The 17,762-nt window shown below is 41.6% G+C and carries 14 protein-coding genes and 1 pseudogene; 9 read left to right on the forward strand and 6 right to left on the reverse strand.

Annotation, left to right across the window (positions count from 1 at the left end):
- Window positions 1-22: 22 nt before the first annotated feature.
- The 8 genes from B4K11_RS00705 to B4K11_RS00740 all read left to right on the forward strand — a co-directional run bounded on the left by B4K11_RS00705 (window position 23) and on the right by B4K11_RS00740 (window position 10,524).
- Window positions 23-1,549, forward strand: a complete 1,527-nt coding sequence (locus tag B4K11_RS00705; RefSeq protein ID WP_292956568.1) for an N-acetylneuraminate synthase family protein — start codon at window positions 23-25, stop codon at window positions 1,547-1,549.
- 37 nt (window positions 1,550-1,586) lie between these two features.
- Entirely contained in the window at window positions 1,587-3,416 is a 1,830-nt protein-coding gene (locus B4K11_RS00710) for a thiamine pyrophosphate-binding protein (protein WP_292956565.1), read from the forward strand.
- Complete coding sequence (locus tag B4K11_RS00715; protein ID WP_292956562.1) at window positions 3,416-4,807, forward strand: NAD-dependent epimerase/dehydratase family protein; 1,392 nt, start codon at window positions 3,416-3,418, stop codon at window positions 4,805-4,807. Before B4K11_RS00710 ends, B4K11_RS00715 begins: the two co-directional genes overlap by 1 nt.
- A 141-nt stretch (window positions 4,808-4,948) precedes the next feature.
- Entirely contained in the window at window positions 4,949-6,628 is a 1,680-nt protein-coding gene (locus tag B4K11_RS00720; RefSeq protein WP_292956559.1) for a B12-binding domain-containing radical SAM protein, read from the forward strand.
- 83 nt (window positions 6,629-6,711) lie between these two features.
- Window positions 6,712-7,761 (forward strand): class I SAM-dependent methyltransferase, encoded by a 1,050-nt coding sequence (locus tag B4K11_RS00725; RefSeq protein WP_292959187.1) that lies wholly within the window; start codon window positions 6,712-6,714, stop codon window positions 7,759-7,761.
- Entirely contained in the window at window positions 7,762-8,268 is a 507-nt protein-coding gene (locus tag B4K11_RS00730) for an NUDIX domain-containing protein (protein WP_292956553.1), read from the forward strand.
- Window positions 8,269-8,275: 7 nt separating this feature from the next.
- Window positions 8,276-9,325, forward strand: a complete 1,050-nt coding sequence (locus B4K11_RS00735; protein ID WP_292956550.1) for a glycosyltransferase family 2 protein — start codon at window positions 8,276-8,278, stop codon at window positions 9,323-9,325.
- An 11-nt stretch (window positions 9,326-9,336) separates the two neighbouring features.
- On the forward strand, window positions 9,337-10,524 hold the full coding sequence (locus B4K11_RS00740) for a radical SAM protein (protein WP_292956547.1): 1,188 nt from the start codon (window positions 9,337-9,339) through the stop codon (window positions 10,522-10,524).
- Window positions 10,525-10,531: 7 nt separating this feature from the next.
- On the opposite strand, the gene B4K11_RS00745 is transcribed toward B4K11_RS00740, so the two are convergent.
- The 6 genes and pseudogenes from B4K11_RS00745 to B4K11_RS00765 form a co-directional block, all read right to left on the reverse strand.
- Window positions 10,532-12,052 carry a tetratricopeptide repeat protein gene (locus tag B4K11_RS00745; RefSeq protein WP_414689256.1) on the reverse strand — a complete coding sequence of 507 codons (1,521 nt, stop codon included), beginning with the start codon at window positions 12,050-12,052 and terminating at the stop codon, window positions 10,532-10,534.
- Between the two features lie 45 nt (window positions 12,053-12,097).
- Window positions 12,098-12,316: pseudogene (locus tag B4K11_RS18560) on the reverse strand (hypothetical protein); the annotation flags it as partial.
- A 1-nt stretch (window position 12,317) separates the two neighbouring features.
- Window positions 12,318-12,728 (reverse strand): flagellar export chaperone FliS, encoded by a 411-nt coding sequence (fliS, locus tag B4K11_RS00750; protein ID WP_292956544.1) that lies wholly within the window; start codon window positions 12,726-12,728, stop codon window positions 12,318-12,320.
- Window positions 12,729-12,798: 70 nt separating this feature from the next.
- Entirely contained in the window at window positions 12,799-14,916 is a 2,118-nt protein-coding gene (gene fliD / locus B4K11_RS00755) for a flagellar filament capping protein FliD (RefSeq protein WP_292956541.1), read from the reverse strand.
- A 47-nt stretch (window positions 14,917-14,963) separates the two neighbouring features.
- Window positions 14,964-15,338 carry a flagellar protein FlaG gene (locus B4K11_RS00760; RefSeq protein ID WP_292956538.1) on the reverse strand — a complete coding sequence of 125 codons (375 nt, stop codon included), beginning with the start codon at window positions 15,336-15,338 and terminating at the stop codon, window positions 14,964-14,966.
- A 105-nt stretch (window positions 15,339-15,443) separates the two neighbouring features.
- Complete coding sequence (locus B4K11_RS00765; RefSeq protein WP_292956535.1) at window positions 15,444-17,201, reverse strand: flagellin; 1,758 nt, start codon at window positions 17,199-17,201, stop codon at window positions 15,444-15,446.
- A gap of 238 nt (window positions 17,202-17,439) precedes the next feature.
- On the opposite strand from B4K11_RS00765, the gene B4K11_RS00770 reads away from it, so the two are divergent.
- Window positions 17,440-17,751 carry a hypothetical protein gene (locus tag B4K11_RS00770; RefSeq protein WP_292956532.1) on the forward strand — a complete coding sequence of 104 codons (312 nt, stop codon included), beginning with the start codon at window positions 17,440-17,442 and terminating at the stop codon, window positions 17,749-17,751.
- The last annotated feature ends 11 nt before the right edge of the window (window positions 17,752-17,762 follow it).

The raw sequence follows: 17,762 nt of genomic DNA on the forward strand, positions 1-17,762 counted from the left end.
AACACAGATACAGAGCGAACAAATGAAAAGTTTACCGTTGTCGAAACCCTTGATTGTATTAGAACTAGCTAACAATCATATGGGAGATATCAGCCACGGTCTAAAAATGATCGAGGCACTTGCTGAAGTTTGTAAAAAGTTTCCTTTCAACTTTGCGATCAAACTTCAATATCGTCAGATGGGCAGCTTTATCCATCCGTCTTTTCAGGACCGAATGGATCTGAAATACGTCAAACGTTTTATGGAAACACGCTTAACTCAAGCCCAGTTCGAAGAGATCATTAGCAAGATTAAAGACAGTGGTTTTTTAGCAATGTGCACCCCGTTTGATAGCGAATCTGTTCCACTTATAGCTGAGCAGGGGTTTGATATTATTAAAGTTGCTAGCTGCTCATTTACTGACTGGCCGCTATTAGAAACCATTGCAGATACCAACATGCCGATCATCGCGTCAGCGGCCGCCGCAACAGTGGATGAATTAGACAGCGTTGTGACCTTTCTATCCAATAGGGGTAAAGAGTTTGCTCTTAATCATTGCGTGGCTGAATACCCTACGCCTCCGGAAAAAATCCAACTAAATCAAATCGACTTCCTGAAACAGCGTTACCCCAATATTCCGATTGGTTATTCGACCCACGAGCCTCCTTCATTTACAGGCTCAATATCTATGGCCGTAGCCAAAGGAGCTACTCTTTTTGAACGACACGTGGCCCTACCATCAGAGAAATATCAACCCAATGAGTACTCAGCTACCCCAGAGCAACTTAAAGAATGGCTGAGAGCTATTGAAACAGCATTCAAACTTTGCGGCACTAGCGAAACCGTTCGTGTTACACCTCCTATAGAAGAAATTGATAGTCTTAGATCGCTTCGTCGTGGCGCCTACCTTAAGCACAACGTTGAAGCGGGGCAGCAAATAACAGACGATGACATTTATTTTGCAATTCCATGCCAGGAAGGCCAAGTCACTGCAAATGAATGGTCTAAATATATCCACCGCTCAACGACTCACTCCATCGAGGCCAACAGCCCTCTTTTGGCCATAAATTCTAAAGAAAAAAATACCCGGCTGCATATCATTGATATTGTGAAAGAGGTTAATAATATTCTCACCAAAGGAAAAATTGTTATCCCTTCTGAAGCGTCACTAGAGATCTCTCATCACTATGGAGAGAGCTCTTTCTCGGAAATAGGCGCTGCCATGATTACGATTATGAATCGTCAGTATTGTAAAAAACTGATCATTTTACTCGCGGGGCAACGACATCCAGAGCACCTCCACAAAAAGAAAGATGAAACGTTCTACGTTTTACATGGTTCTGTAGAAGTAAATCTAGAGGGGACTTGGCACCAACTTAATGAAGGCGAAATGATCACGGTGTCAGCTCACACAAAACATAGCTTTAGATCATTAACAGGAGGTGTCTTCGAAGAAGTTTCCACTCGCCACTTTTCCGATGATTCATACTATACCGACAACAGTATCATGCAAAACAGAAACCGAAAGACTTACTTAAGGTTCTGGCAAAACCTTGAATTTAATGATTAATACGATTTAGTTTAATTTAGGATACGTTTCATCTGCTATGAATAATAACATCAGACTTGCTGACTATATTTTTGATTTTCTCGCCAAACGCGACAGCAAACACATTTTCCTTTTACCCGGCGGCGGAGCCATGTATCTTGTCGATGCTGCTGCAAATACAAAAGGACTAACAGCTATTCCTTGTCACCATGAACAAGCCGCTGGCATTGCTGCTGAAACACACGGCAGAGTATCAGGCAAGCCTGGAGTTGCGCTCGTCACGACAGGGCCCGGTACAACAAATATAATCACCCCCGTAACCGGGGCTTGGATTGAATCTGTTCCTATGATCATTATTTCAGGTCAAGCAAAGCGAACAGACCTGATGGGAGATAGCGGAGTACGCCAGAAAGGCGTTCAAGAGGTCAACATTGTTGAAATGGTCAAATCAGTCACGAAATATGCAGTGACAGTCACCGATCCTCTTGAAATTCGACAACATTTGGAAAAAGCTTACCACTTAGCAACAACCGGGCGCCAAGGCCCTGTTTGGCTCGACATTCCTCTCGATGTTCAGGCCAGCATGATTGACCCTGAACAACTAAGTAGCTTAACAATTGAGCCTGATTCAAAGACCCAAACAATACCTGTAACCGCCGTTGATACCACTCTAAAAAAGCTCAAAACAGCTTCACGCCCTCTATTTATAATAGGGCACGGCACTCGATTATCAGGCGCTGAAAAAGCCTTAAAAACGGTCTATGAAGAACTAGGGATTCCTGTCGCCACAACATGGAATGCAATGGATTTAATCCCTTACGAACACGATCTACATGCAGGCAAGCCAGGCTCTGTTGCATTACGCGGAGCAAATTTTGCAGTTCAAAATTGTGACTTACTTATCAGCATAGGCGCACGATTAGACCCTGTAGTGACAGCCTATTCTGTAGATAATTTTGCCCGTTCCGCACAACGTATCGTTATTGATATTGATCCAACCGAACTTAAGAAGTTTACTCAGAGCAACTTTCAAACATTCTGTGCCGATGCTAATACATTCCTCAAAGCTCTGCTGGATAGGTCCCGCGAGGAATCACTTCCAAATTGGCAACACTGGGTAAACACCTGTAAATCGTGGAAAACAGAATATCCGATTAATGACGGACAACCCTTTCCTACTCAAGGCGAAATAAGTTCTTATCATCTAACTGAAGCACTTTCGGATGCACTCCCCGAAAACCAATTAATAATCACAGGAAGCTCCGGACTAGCTATTGAAGCTTTTTATACCGCTTTCAAAAATAAAGAAGGGCAACGCATTATGCTGACATCCGGTCTCGGCTCAATGGGATACGGATTACCCGCAGCAATTGGCGCATGTCTTGCGAACGAGCGCCAACCGATCGTTGCTATTGAAAGTGATGGTAGTATGCAACTTAATTTACAGGAACTCAGTACACTTGCAGGGCTAGAATTACCTATCTGCATATTCATCATGAACAATGCAGGTTATGCCTCAATCAGAAATACACAAAGAAACTATTTCGATAGCCGTTTTGTTGGAACAGGTTCAGAAGCGGGCTTATACATCCCTGATATTTTAGCCGTTGCGAACGCTATAGGGCTAAAAACTCAACGTATCACTAAGGTTGAAGAATTAGAAGAAGGTATCAAACAAGCTCTCGCTACAACCGGGCCACTAATATGCGATGTTTCAATTATAAACAATGAAACACTGTGGCCTAAATCAGCGGCAATCCCTCAAGCAGACGGCTCTATGCTCTCCATGCCCTTAGAAGACATGTCTCCATTGCTACCCCTAGACGAATTAAAAAAGAATATGCGAGTTGATCTAATGCCTACGTCCTACCATGCCAGAAGCAACTAATGAGTTCATCTACAATGTATTTCAATATACCTCATGAAGATCTTTCCGAAATTTTATCTCGTACAGAAGATATCTGGCAAAAGCTAAAAGGCGAACGGGTGTTCATCACCGGTGGAACGGGATTCTTTGGCAGGTGGGTTCTTGCTAGTATCGCCTATGCCAATGACATCTTAGGCGCCAATATTCAAGTCACAGTGATGTCAAGAGATCCAGAATCGTTCCGGCATAAGTTCCCAGAATGCGAACAGCATAATATTCATTTACATGCAGGGGACCTTCGACACTCAAACTTCCCTGCTGGGACGTTTCCCCATGTCATCCACTTAGCTACGGACCCGGGTTACTTACCGGAAGAACAACACCTGCAAATAATAGATGGCACGATTAATGGTACGCGGAGAGTATTAGACTTTGCATCTAAAAGAGCCGAAACAAAAAACTTTCTTTACTGTAGCTCTGGAGCAATATATGGCCCCGTTTCAGGAAAAGAGAGTATTTCTGAAGACTTCAAACCTGCTCCTGACTGCACAGCCCCTGAGTCCCTATTCGGTACAACTAAACGCCTTACTGAACAGCTATGCACCCAACACCATAAACAATTTGGTCTAAATGTAAAAATTGCACGCTGCTTCTCATTTGTAGGTCCGCATCTACCCATGGGACACTATGCCATAGGTAATTTTCTACAGAATGCGTTGAAAGGAGACAAAATTACAATTGAAGGTGATGGAACCCCTATACGTTCATACCTTTACATGTCAGACCTCACCGTTTGGCTATGGCACATACTGCTTCTCGGTGCTCCCGGCTCCCCATACAATGTTGGTTCAGACCAATCATATTCAATCAAAACGCTCGCTGAACTTATCAGAACCAGTACCAACACCAATGAAGAAGTGGAAGTAAAAAGAAAAGAGAATAAACACGCGCATCGCTCATGTTATGTACCTAACATTACTAAAGCCAGTAATGAATTAGGTCTTAGGGTTTGGACTTCACTTCCTAATGCATTAAAACGCCATATAAAGTGGCAACAAAACAATACTGAAACAGCATCAGAACAGAAAACCAGTTACGCACCTGAATCTAAGAAATTTGTAGTGGATATTGACGGTGTCATCGCATCTATAACAGAAGGTAATGACTATACCCAATCCACACCTTTAGCAGAAAATATTCGACATATAAACAGACTTTACGCGCAAGGAAACTACATTGTACTCTTTACTGCCAGAGGATCAGAAACCGGCATTGACTGGACAGAACTCACTCAACAGCAAATGGATAGCTGGGGCGTACAATACCATGAACTACATTTAGGTAAACCCTCAGCTACCTATTATATAGATGATAAAATGCTGCCTCCTGAAGCGCTTGAGTACATTAATTAGCATACGAACTGATAAACAGCAGCGTTGAATGAAAACTTTTCACAAGGAATTCAACGCTAGTCAAAAAAAATAGACCTTTAAAAAAGCGTCAACAATAATAGAACAAAAGACGTTAATCTAGGTTAAAATAGAGATACCCATATGACTAATGTTCTCTTCATTATTCCGCCTCACATTGCATTCGAGGATTTTCTTAACCCTCTTAGTAATGCTAAACAAATTCGCAAAAAAGATGGAAAAATGTATGGCAGCTTAGTTACCGATATGCCTCTTGGGGCCCTATCTCTAAGTGCCTACGTAAAACAAAATAGTAAAACCCCCGTTAACACTGAACTATTAGATTTTAATATTGAGCTAAATGAACTAGATACCTTTGCTTTTCCCTCACCATCTGAATACTACAAAGACTATCTCCGTAATCAGCTTACAACCACACCGGATATCATTGGCCTTTCTGCGCTATTTTCTTCTTCGTACTTTAATATATTAGAGATAGCTGATTGCTGTAGGGATATTTTCCCAGACGCCCTTATCCTAGCAGGAGGAGGCGTTCCAACCAGCATGTACCAACAAATACTCTCCTCAACTGAGGCCTTTGATGCTCTATGTTACGGTGAAGGAGAGAAACCTTTTATAGGGCTTATCGAAGCGGAAGATCGAAAACAATATATTGATCAACATACAAGCTGGATAACGGCGGATAAAGCTCAAAAAAATCTCTCATTCCAACATAATTTCATAGAAAACCTAGACGATATTCCATTCTATGATTATGAGCTATGCAAGATGGAAAAGTATGGTGCTAATCCTGCCATCATGGCTTATGGTTCCTTAAAAAATAAAGTTGATAATTTCCATATTATGACCTCTTTGGGCTGCCCCTTTAAATGTACCTTTTGCGCTTCTCATAAAGTACACGGTAGAGCCATGCGCTACTACAGCCTGGATAGAGTCAAACAGGATTTAAAAAAACTGAAAGAGCAGTATGGGGCCCAAATATTTGTCTTTCAGGACGATCACTTTATGGCTGACACTGAAAGAGCGAAAGAGATTGCACGTTATGTCACTGAACTTGGAGTTAGAGCAGTCTTTCAAAATGGCTTAACGCTATATGCACTAGACAGGGAAATGCTCGAAGTACTCCAAGCTGCAGGAGCAGACCAGCTGGTGCTCCCTGTTGAATCGGGCAGTGCTAGAGTTCTAAAAGAGCTCATGCGAAAGCCTCTAAGATTATCCATTGCTGAACGAGTCGCTGATGACTGTCGAGATCTAGGAATCTATACCAACGTCAACATTCTTATTGGTATGCCTGGTGAAACAAAAAAAGATATTGAAGACACTCGGGAATTTCTGAAAAAACTAAATGCTAACTGGTTTATGATTTCAATTGCGACACCATTAGTTGGCGCTGAAATGCATGACACTTGCACCGATAAAAAATACATAAAAATCAAAGATATTGGATGTGATTTCCGAAAGGCCGTTGTATCAACAGAAGACTTTACACCGGAATACATTCAACAAATCACATACGACATCAACCTCGATGTAAACTTCATTCATAACACAGATTTAAAGCTAGGCGAATATAAGCTGGCTTTAAAAGGCTTTGAAAATGCGATCAGAGCCTTGGACAATCATGGGTTTGCCTACCATTATGCAAGCCTCTGCCACGAAAAACTTGGAAATAAAGAAACCGCTACCAACTATCGCCTTAAAGCAATTCAGGCCTACGAGGAAGACCCCCTTTGGCGAGCATATTTTGACCGTTTCGAGATCAGCCCTTATACATCTGCAGCCGCTCTGACAGCAGAAATATGACAATTAAACATATCAACCGATGTCGAGTATGTAAGGGAAATTTCTTCACCCCCCCTCTACTTTGCTTTGAAAACATGCCTAGCATGGCACAAAACTTTCCTGATGAGGCTTCAGTCACAGAAGATTGTGGCGAAACTCTTGAGGTGCATCAATGTGAAAAATGCGGGCTAGTTCAATTAAATTCAGAGCCTGTTCCATATTATCGTGAAGTAATCCGGGCCGCAGCCTTCTCTGATGAAATGCAAAGCTTCCGCATAAAGCAGTTTTCAGATTTTGTGAATTCATTTTCGCTGCAGGGCGAACGTATTTTAGAAGTAGGGGCTGGACAAGGTGAGTATCTGCAACTTATGGCTAAACAAGACGTTCAAGCGTTCGGAACAGAGTGGAGTGACCTACCTATCCAAAAGAACCCTGAGCGTATTTTTAAGTGTTACCTCGACAGTGCCGACTGTATAGTTCCCGAAGCGCCATTCAAAGCGTTCTACTGCCTTAATTTTATGGAACATATGCCTGATCCAGTTTCATTTCTACAAGCGGTACACAACAACATTACACCTGATGGTGTTGGCCTGATTGAAGTGCCTAATTTCGATATGGTCGTTAAACAAAAACTTTTCTCAGAATTTATTCGCGATCATCTTTTTTACTTCACCCAAGCCAGCCTATCTAACCTTCTAGAAAACAATGGATTTGAGATTATTAGCTGCAAACCGGTATGGCACGATTATTCACTTTCAGCCATAGTAAAAAAGCGTTCCTCCACTGACCTGACCGGCCTGATAAAAGACAAAACGCAGATTCATCAGGAGATAAAAAAATTCACCCACGATTATACCGTACAGGAAACGGCTATCTGGGGAGCAGGCCACCAAGCACTTGCGGTTATTAGTTTACTTGAACTGCACCAGGACTTTTCTTTTGTCGTTGATTCGGCAACATTTAAGCAAGGTAAATTCACACCTGCAAGTCACCTAAAAATATTATCTCCTGAAGCAATCAAAACCCATAAAACAAAAGCGATCCTGATTATGGCCGCCAGCTATTCCGATGAAGTAGCCCGAATTATCAGATCCGAATACTCTCCAGACCTAAAAGTTGCCATACTTAGAAATAGTGGTTTGGAGTTGGTTTAAATGAAAAATTTACAAAGCGCGATACAAACGATTGATCAACATATTGCTAAGCAAAAGAATGGCCTTGGTGAAGATCTATTTTTTTTAGTGAGTCGCTGTACCCCTATGGTCAATGTTGATTTACTCATCAAAAATGATGAAGGGCAACTATTGCTTACTTGGCGAGATGACCAGTTCTACGGGCCAGGTTGGCATATTCCAGGAGGAATAATCAGGCACAAAGAAACATTTAGCCAGCGAATACATCAAGTCGCCGAGAAAGAACTCAGTACCAACGTTCAACACGATGAATCACCGAGTATGGTTCAAGAGCTAATGAATCATGAACGTGACACGCGGGGGCATTTTATATCCTTACTATACAACTGCACACTTCTGAAGAACTTATCCCCAGAGAATGCCTTTAATACCGATAACCCTCAGAACAACCAATGGCAATGGCACTCAACAATGCCAACAAATCTGATTGCGGTTCATAAAAAACTTTACAGCACCCTTTTCACTTAGTATTGAAATGACTGATAAGAACTTAACACCTAAATTAGTAACAATTGTAGTTCCGGTCTACAACGCCGAAATTTATCTGAAGAACTGCATTAATAGCATTCTCTCTCAAACATACACTGAGCTTGAGCTGATCATCATCAATGATGGTTCAACAGATCATAGCTTGGATATAATTCAGACCTATTCAGACCCTAGAATAACGGCGATTTCTTCCAAAAACCAAGGCGTTTCCGCTGCAAGAAATATCGGCATAGAACATGCCACAGGTGAGTTTTTACTTTTTTTAGATGCTGATGACTACTTAGAAAGCGAAGCGATTCAAAAACTCATGCTCGCCCAGAAAAAAGTAAATAGCGATTTAACCGTCTGCGCATTCAATAATTTTGGACATAATGCGAAAAAAAAACCTACCGTAATCTTTGAAAACAATACACTCCTAGGGGCCCAAGAAATTACTCACTATGTAAAAAACTATCTAAACAAGCCCAATAGACATTCATTATTTGTTTACTCCTGGGGACGACTATTTAGAAATAGTATTATCCAAAAAAACTCATGCTTTTTTGATACAACTCTTTCAAGCTATGAAGATGTAAAATTCAACTTTCAAACACTTCATCACATTGAAAGTATTTATTACCTTTCTGAGCCCCTATGCCATTATCGCGCACACCCTATGCTTAGCTCTGCCACCACCAAACTAACCGGCGACCCACATAGTATGTTTGGCTATGTGAATGCTCTTCAGTTCTCAAAAACATACCTCAAACGTCATGAGGTAACTAAAAATGAAATCGAGAACCTGTTGGGTAACGCGATTACTATATACACCATCATCCAGCTTATCAGGCTCTGTGCAAATTTGTCCCCTTCAAGTTTTCTCCCTATCTACCGATATATTAAACAGTTGAGTAAAAGGGAATGGGTTGGTAATAATTTTTCTCATTACAATCCCGACCCTGGTGAAAGTGTACTTATCCCTCAACTCCTACTCAAAAAGCTCCCACTACTAACCATACTGGCTTGTTACTTCAAAGCCCGAAAACGGTATACATGAGTAAACAGTATATGAATATTTTTGAACGTATTACAAAACAGAAGGTTCCTGTAATTATTTTTGGGGCAGGTTATGCAGGACAGGTTATTTTGAATACTTGCATTGACCACAATGTAGAAATAGCAGCGTTCTGTGATAACAAAAAAAACTATTCAGGCCAATTTATGCTTGGCCATCGTATTATTCACAGCTCCGAGCTACACGACCTTTTCCCTGAAGCCATTTTCATTATTTCAGCGGCTGATATTAACGATGTGGTCATCCAATTAAATGACCTGCACTATTCACAATGGCATGCAGGGGGAGATATTCTAAAATTTGCTGAGATAGGCAAGCATAAGTACGACACTGAATTTTCTTTTTTAGATTATGCGGTATCTACCTGCATACAGTGTCATGATGCTTATCAATCACCTGATAAGCTTTTTCTTAGAAGCGTGGATATAGTTATCACGGAAAAGTGTTCGATGCGTTGCAAAGACTGCTCAAACCTTATGCAGTACTATGAGAAACCTGTAAATTACGATGCTGCAGAGTTAACCGCTTCTCTAGAGTCCTTCTTTTCCCATATCGATCAAGTCAATGAATTCAGAGTGATTGGGGGGGAACCCTTCATGAACAAGCATATTTCGGAGACGATTGATTGGCTCAATAATCAAGAAAAGGTCGGTAGAGTTATTATCTATACCAATGGTACCATTTTACCTAAAGGGCAGACCCTGGAATGCCTCAAAAATAAAAAAGTGATGATGATGATCACAGATTATGATGAACTCTCAAAGAATCATGATCGTTTGATCGGCACGCTCGACGAACACAACATTGAATACCATACCGACAAGGCTCAAAACTGGACCGATTGCGCTTCGATTAAAGAACATAACCGCAGTATAGAAAGCCAAAAAGAGGTATTCAAAAACTGCTGCGCCAAATGCCTATTTACCATTATGGATGGAAAATTTTATAGATGCCCATTTTCCGCCCATGTGGATAAACTAAGAGCTACGCCATTATATGAAGATGACTATGTCGATCTACTATCATCTTCCAAAGAACTCGGGCATAAAATCAAAGAGTTCATCTTTAATAAAGACTATCTAAATTCGTGTGATTATTGTGTAGGAAGGTTTTTAAGTGATAAAAAAATAACACCAGGTATTCAGGTAAGTGAACCTTTAAAATTCAAACAATATTCTTAGCTATATATTACTTGGCTCCAACATATCTCTGCCACATCTGTTCAAAGGCCTGCATGAAATCCTCAGCTATTAACGAAGGGTTAAAAAAACCACTCGTTTTGATGCTCTCATGCAAAATCATTTTAGTATTTTTTAGCTTACTTGGGTCCTTCGCATAATTAACCGCAGTATCTATATACTCTTGCTCATCACTCGCAATTAACTCCGATAAGTTGACCCCTTTGAGTATTGAAGACCCTGTTCTACCGATGATGGTATCACCAAGCAGTGAAACATAAGGAACCCCCATCCAAAGTGACTCCATATTCACGGTAGAGCCTGTATAGGGAAAGGTGTCTAACACCAGATCAATTTTTTTGAAGCTGGATAGGTACCCTTGATAGGTGCCATCGTGATACTCAAGAAGCAAGCGGTCTGATTCTATTCCTTTGCTCAAAAACCGATTTAGAAAGCTCTGCTTAAATTCATCATCTTTAAACAACGACGAATTAAGATATAACTGCGACTGTGGACACTTTGCTAAAATATTAGTCCAAACATCAATAACGCTATCGGATACTTTATCTATACGATTCATACAGCCAAAAGTAAAAACATTACTATCTTCTGACGGAAGATAGCTAAAACATCGATCTATATCAATACCGCCCATCGCTAGGCACTGAAAGCTATCTACCGTCCACAATTCTTCCACATACAACGAGCTTGTTGTTTCTGCTCCGACTTTATCTGCAATAAAATAATCCATTTCAGCTAAACCGCTACTCGCGAAAAAGCCTAACCAACTAACTTGTATTGGCGCAGGTTTATATGCAAAAACAGGCAATCGATTATGAGCCGAATGCCCTGACATATCGACTAAGATATCAATAGAATCGGTATGAATTTTTTTAGCAAGGGCTAAATCATCAAGAAAATTAACCGGATACCACTCACTAAAAACGGATTTTAAAGCCGTAGTCATCGCATCATCTTTTGTCCAATTGTTGTGATATGCAATTAATTCTACATCTAAATGCGAGAGTTGTTCAAAAAAAGCCGCCGTTAATTTAGTGACAACATGGCTCCTAAAATCACCCGAAACAAACCCTACTCTCAACCTTTTTTTAGGGTTAAGGTTTAAGTTTGGCCATTCCTGAAACTTCTTAGCCTTCTTTGCAGCCGCCGCTCCATAGCTAGCAGCCTCATGTTCATATAACTCATTTGCTTTTTCGCTCATAGCGACACACATAAGTATATTGCTAAATATATCCAACCTACTAGAATCAAGTTCATAGGCCTTTTTAAAAAATTTAACCGCAAGCATTAGCTCAGAAATGGTTTTGTATACATGGCCCAAGTTATTATAAGACTTCACTGAATTCTTATCGTATTTTAGTGAGAGTTTATAATTCTTGATGGCGGCAGTTACATTTCCAGTAGCTGAATATATATCCCCCATTCCTCGATACGATGCGGCGAGTTCGGGCTTCAAAGTAACTGCAATTTGGAAGTTTTCGAGCGCAGCCTCCGTTCGCTTTAATTCCAATAAAGCGCAGGCCAAGTGATGAAAAGCATCACCGCTCTTCGGCTTTGCCTGTATAGCCGCTACCAAATATTGAATGGCGTCTTCATAAGATCGTTTACGAATGCAGAGTATGCCAAGAAAGTGGTTCGCATCAAAATTTGAAGGCGCTAGTGAAAGCACCTTCTGGAATACCATTTCAGATTCATCCAGCTTGCCCGAGGAGTAACATTGAAAACCCAAATCTAACGCTTTCTTTACAAGTTGTTGCTGAGCAAGCTGATTCATCCTACTTATTACTTTCCTGAATCTGAACTTCTACTGGCATCGAAGCCCACCCAGAGCGCACTTCAAGAATAAGATCCATTACTTCCTGAACGGTCTCTGCACTATTCTCACGATTAGCCTTCACGACTTGACGAATCATGTAGTTATACAATTCATCAAGGTTAGCTGCCATCTCCCCACCAGTTTCATGATCTAAGGAGCCTTTTAAACCCACAATAATATCTGTCGCTTTGTTTAAGCTCTCGGTTCTATCTTGAATTTGCTTCCGCTCTATTGCCCCTTTAGCTTGCGCTAAAGCAGTCAAGGCACCTTCCAGTAACATTGAAATAAGCTTGTGCGGACTTGCGGTCTCAACGGTCGCTCTAAGATCTACACTTTTATATTCTTTAAGGGCGTTCAAATTTACGCTCATAAAACATACCTACCTAAATTAATTATATTAAGCGCGATTCTTCTAAAGAAAGCCCTTTAACCTTTACGTTTTAACCATTGGATGCAGTAAACGGTAATCGATCAAGAATACCATCTAACTGATTCCCAGTACTCTGGAAACTATTCACGATTCTTTCCATGGCTAAAAACTGTGAATATAATCGCAGTTCTAACTTCTCCATTTTACGATCAAGCTCAACCCGATCATCAGCCACGCCTTCCAAAGCGTTATTAATATTCTCTTCGCGTAGTTTAATGGCACCATTTGAAGATAAAAAGCTATTAATCAGATTATCCAGCTCTCCTGCAAAACCTCTGGAAAAATCAACAGTAACTGAGCCTGCCGCGACAGCATTTTCACCAATCGTAAAATTCAAACCATAAGGATCAGAATCAATTGCGGGCAACAATACATTACCAGAACCAAATCCAGCGACGCCATCAATAGTACCGACAACATCGACACCTGTATCAGACTGAGTAATAAACCCTAACTCCGCAATATCAGCACCAAAATCGGTATCATCAAATGAGACACTGGAAGCTGAACCGTAACTTCTAGAAGTGAAAGCAAACTGATCCGTTGCTTCATCATAAGTTACATCTACGGCAACATTCGCCCCGCTTATATTAGTATCACCATTAATCAAAGACTGCAGATCAGCACGAATTTCATCCGCTGTTGAATAGCTACCAGTCAAAGTAATTGTATCTGACTCAACACCATCAACCGTTACCTTAAAGGACAAATCCAATAAACTAGCATCGGCAATACTAACTGTATCTGCTGCACTATCGAATCCTATATTACCACCATCGACCATTGCATCAGCAGTAACCGTCGCTTTTTCCGGATCGGTCGTCACAACAACATCATAACTACCTGGAACGGTACCCGAGGCATAACTACCTACAGAGACACTGACTTCATCATTTGAAGATCCTACATCTGTAGCAAACAGTGTTTCTACTAAGGCAAAGTTATTTGCCATAGCATCACTAAAATCATCTTCATCAATTGAAAGGGAGCCATCTAACTCCGTACGGATACCCACATTTGTCAATGAAGTGAAACCATCTTCAATACCTGGGACTAGCGAGCCAATCGTATCTCGAATCTGGTTAACTAACGCCTTGGCAGTACCGTCAGTAGCTAGGTCTCCCCTAACAGTCTGATTTTCCTCATCCGTACTATAACCGACTAAATTCTGCGCGGTTTCGTAGAAAAGGTTATAAGCCTCAACAAAATCTCTGATCGCTTGCTCTGCCGTGGATGTATCCTCACTCACGGTAAAGGTAAAACTGGTTCCTGGCTCAGCTTTGTTTAATGAAAAGTTAAAACCTTGAATAACATCATCAATTTCATTGGTTTCACGATAAACTGTAAGACCGTTAACTAACAGTTCTGCATCCTGAGCTTGCTGAGTTTCTGTGACCTGAGAGTGCTCTGTTTCATTATATTCAAAAACACTTAAGCCCGTAGAATCGCCTTTTGTTGCATCATCGCTACTGACCCTAAGTGCGTTATCTGCACCTGACGGAGCAGTAAGAAGTAACTGGTATTGCCCATCCACCAATAATACTGAGGCTTGCACATCCGCATCTTCAGCATTAATTTTATCTGCGATGTCTTGCAGAGAATCGGATGCCTCAACGGTAATATTCAATGCTGCGCGCGCATCGTTAGTGGCAAAAGAATAAGGATCTTGATCAGTATCTACATCTGCACCGGGATCAGCATCTTCATCATAAGTCCAGGTACCAAAACTAATCGTCAGCGTTCCAGCTTCGTTTAGTGCTTCATCTTTATCAGCGTATGCACCGGTTGCCAGTGACTGTGACTGAGCAACCTCAACGACTTCAATCTGATAAGTACCGGTCTGAGCACCCGCATCAACTGAATTAGGGGTAATAACATCGGTATCAGGAAAGGCAACAGAACGAGCATTAAAGGTATCGTTATCTGAAAGAGGGTCAAGAACACTTTGGAGTTCAGACAAACTGCTTTGTAGCGTTCCATAAGCAGAAATTTGAGCTTCGAGTTTTTCCTCGGTGGTATCTAAACGTTCCTCACGAGGGGCTTTCTCAATTTCTACAAGCTGGGTAACAAGACTGGTGGTATTGATACCAGAACCGGCGCCCAGTGAGCTAATGATGCTATCACTCATGGTGTTTGCCTCTGGTTTTTAATTGAATGGAAAAAAGCCTGTGTTGATCAGGCCTTCTTATCGAAAAGGAATCCTATCATCCGATCCAATGATTCAGCAAATTCTAGCGCTTCTTCATTTGGAATCTGGCGGATAACTTTATCTGTAGTTAAATCACGTACTTCAACAACAACTTTATCTGACGCTTTATCAACAGAAAAACTTAAAGAACGTTGACTGCTTTCCATCATCTGATTTAAACGATCGATAGCTGCTTCGAGTTTCTCAGCAGACACCGCTTGTGTTTCTTTAGCCTGCTGCTGGACACGTTCGCTCTTTTGAGGAGGTTCTACGGGTTCACGCTTAACCTGCTCTGCTTGCTGAGGCTGCTGTGACGGCTGAACAACATTAGCAGTAGCTGCCCCCATTGATTCAATAGCCATAAGTCAATCCTCTTCTTAACCTTTTGAGAGTTCCCCCTTCACCGTGAACGGTTTAGGGGGATAGATACTCTACTTAGTACTTTGTTTAATAGTATAGCCGCTATCTTACTGAAGCAGTGATAGCACTTGCTGTGGAGCCGCGTTCGCCTGAGCCAACATTGCAGTACCTGCCTGCTGTAGTACCTGCGCTCTTGACAGAGCAGCTGATTCAGCAGCGAAGTCAGCATCTTCGATACGTGAACGGGCAGCCGCTACGTTTTCAGATACGTTAGACAGGTTATTCACTGTAAAGTCTAGACGGTTATTAACCGCACCCAAGTCGCCTCGAGTCGAGTTAATCTGTTCTAGTGCAGAGTCAATGATACCGATAGCTTCTTGTGCACCACGAGCAGAAGAAATATCAATACTTGAGACGCTACCTCCAGCACCTACAGCAGCATTCGTTTCGTTTAAACCGAGGATAGTTTCCATTGCAGCTTCATCACCATCCTTATAAGAGATAGAGATATCGCTACCATCAACCGAAGTCAGTTTTAGAGCATCTGTAATACCATTTGCACTATCAAGAGATGCTGTGACACCAGTTTCATTCGTGTAAGTATTTATCCAAGCTACCAAGTCGCTTTCTTCACCGGCAGTATCGTTACCATCGTAGTCAACAGTAGTATCATACTCACCCAAAGAAATACCATTAATAGTTACCTGACCTGCATCGATATTCGCCTCTGCTTGAGCTTGGTATCCAGTAATAGTTCCTTGCTCAAGACGAGCATCCAGACCTAGAACGTTGGCATGAGCAGCATCGTTATACTCAACTGTAACACCATCCACATCGGCATCAGTAGTCATCGTCAATGCTGCCTCTAGGGTACCTACGTTTGCAATTGTACCGACTGCATCAGCAAGTGTTGCACCACTTGCAGTAATAGCAATGTTGTCAGCCCCCTCGGAGGATACATTCAGGTAGCCACTATCATTAACTTCAGCCTTTACTAAGCCATCAGAAAGATCAGTAATCTTACTCGCTAGCTCTTCTAGAGAGCCAGTCTCTGAAACTTGGAATGTTTGAACTTCTGCATTTGCCATTGTTACAGCAAACTGGATGTATTCACCCTGGTTAACAATACCGTCACCTGCGGTTGTCGCAGTTGCTTCAACCAGAGTACCTACAGTAACACCTGAAATGTTATTGTTGATTGTATCTAGAGCTTCCTGAAGCACAGTCTCGCCCGATAGATCACCGATATCTATACCATTAATAGACATGGTTTCAGTGCCATCAAATGTCTGCAAATCCGCTAGAAGGTCACTGTTATCATTAGTTGCACCAACAATTGATGCGCCGGAACCACTACCCAGAGAACCAGTATCTGTAGCGCCAATGTTCAAAGAAATAGTTTCGTTTGCATCAGCACCTGCCTGCAGGTCAACCTCACCCAAAGTACCGTCAAGAATCTGAAGGCCGTTGAATTTAGTAGTTTCAGAGATACGATCGATCTCAGAAATAAGCTGCTGAACCTCTGCATCTAGAGTTGCACGGTTACCTTCATCGTAAGTACCGTTGGCAGACTGGATAGACAGTTCACGCATACGCTGTAGGATGTTTGTTGTTTCGTCCAACGCACCCTCAGCCGTCTGAATTAGAGAGATACCGTCGTTTGCGTTTCGGATAGCCTGGTCTAAACCACGAACCTGAGAAGTCATGCGGTTAGAAATTGCCAAACCTGCTGCATCGTCTGCTGCAGAGTTGATACGCTTACCACTGGTTAAACGCTCCATCGCCTGGTTCTGGTCACCTTGTGACATTGTCAGGTTACGCTGAGCGTTCAGCGACATAATGTTTGAATTAATTACCATTGCCATGAGTTATTCTCCTCACATTCAGCCGATTCTGACCGGCCGGAATAAAATGTTTGCTATTTGAACTTCCCAACTTGAAGGGACGAGAAATCCAAGCTTGAGTAGGTTATCGACCGTTTCTAAAAACCCTTTAGAAAAAATGTTAAATTCTTTCCCAAGCGTTCTTGAAACGATCTAATGCCTCGTTGCTTTTTGTTATCGGCACCTTCAAACTGATCATTAATGTTTTTTGGAGAAAAAAATGAATTCTTTAATAGAGCTGGCGAAACAAGCCTTAGATCAGTCGAATCAAATGGAAGAGTTTGCTAAACAAGCTCAGTGGGAAGAGCTAACAGAACTGCAAGGGAAACACAGCCAGACCGTAGAAAAAATAATGTTTGCAGAAGCAGAAGACTCTATCAAGGCAGAACTGCGTACTTTATTAATAGAAGTAAAAACTACAAACAACCGTACGATGAAACTTGCCGACACACACAAGAAAAGCCTCGTTAAAGAGAAAAAAACAATGGGTAAGGCAGCCGCCATGCAAAAAGCACTAGATGCATTAAAGTAAAAAAACACCTA

This window comes from Neptuniibacter sp. UBA6509 (genome assembly GCA_002435145.1).
Taxonomy (GTDB): Bacteria; Pseudomonadota; Gammaproteobacteria; order Pseudomonadales; family Balneatricaceae; genus Neptuniibacter.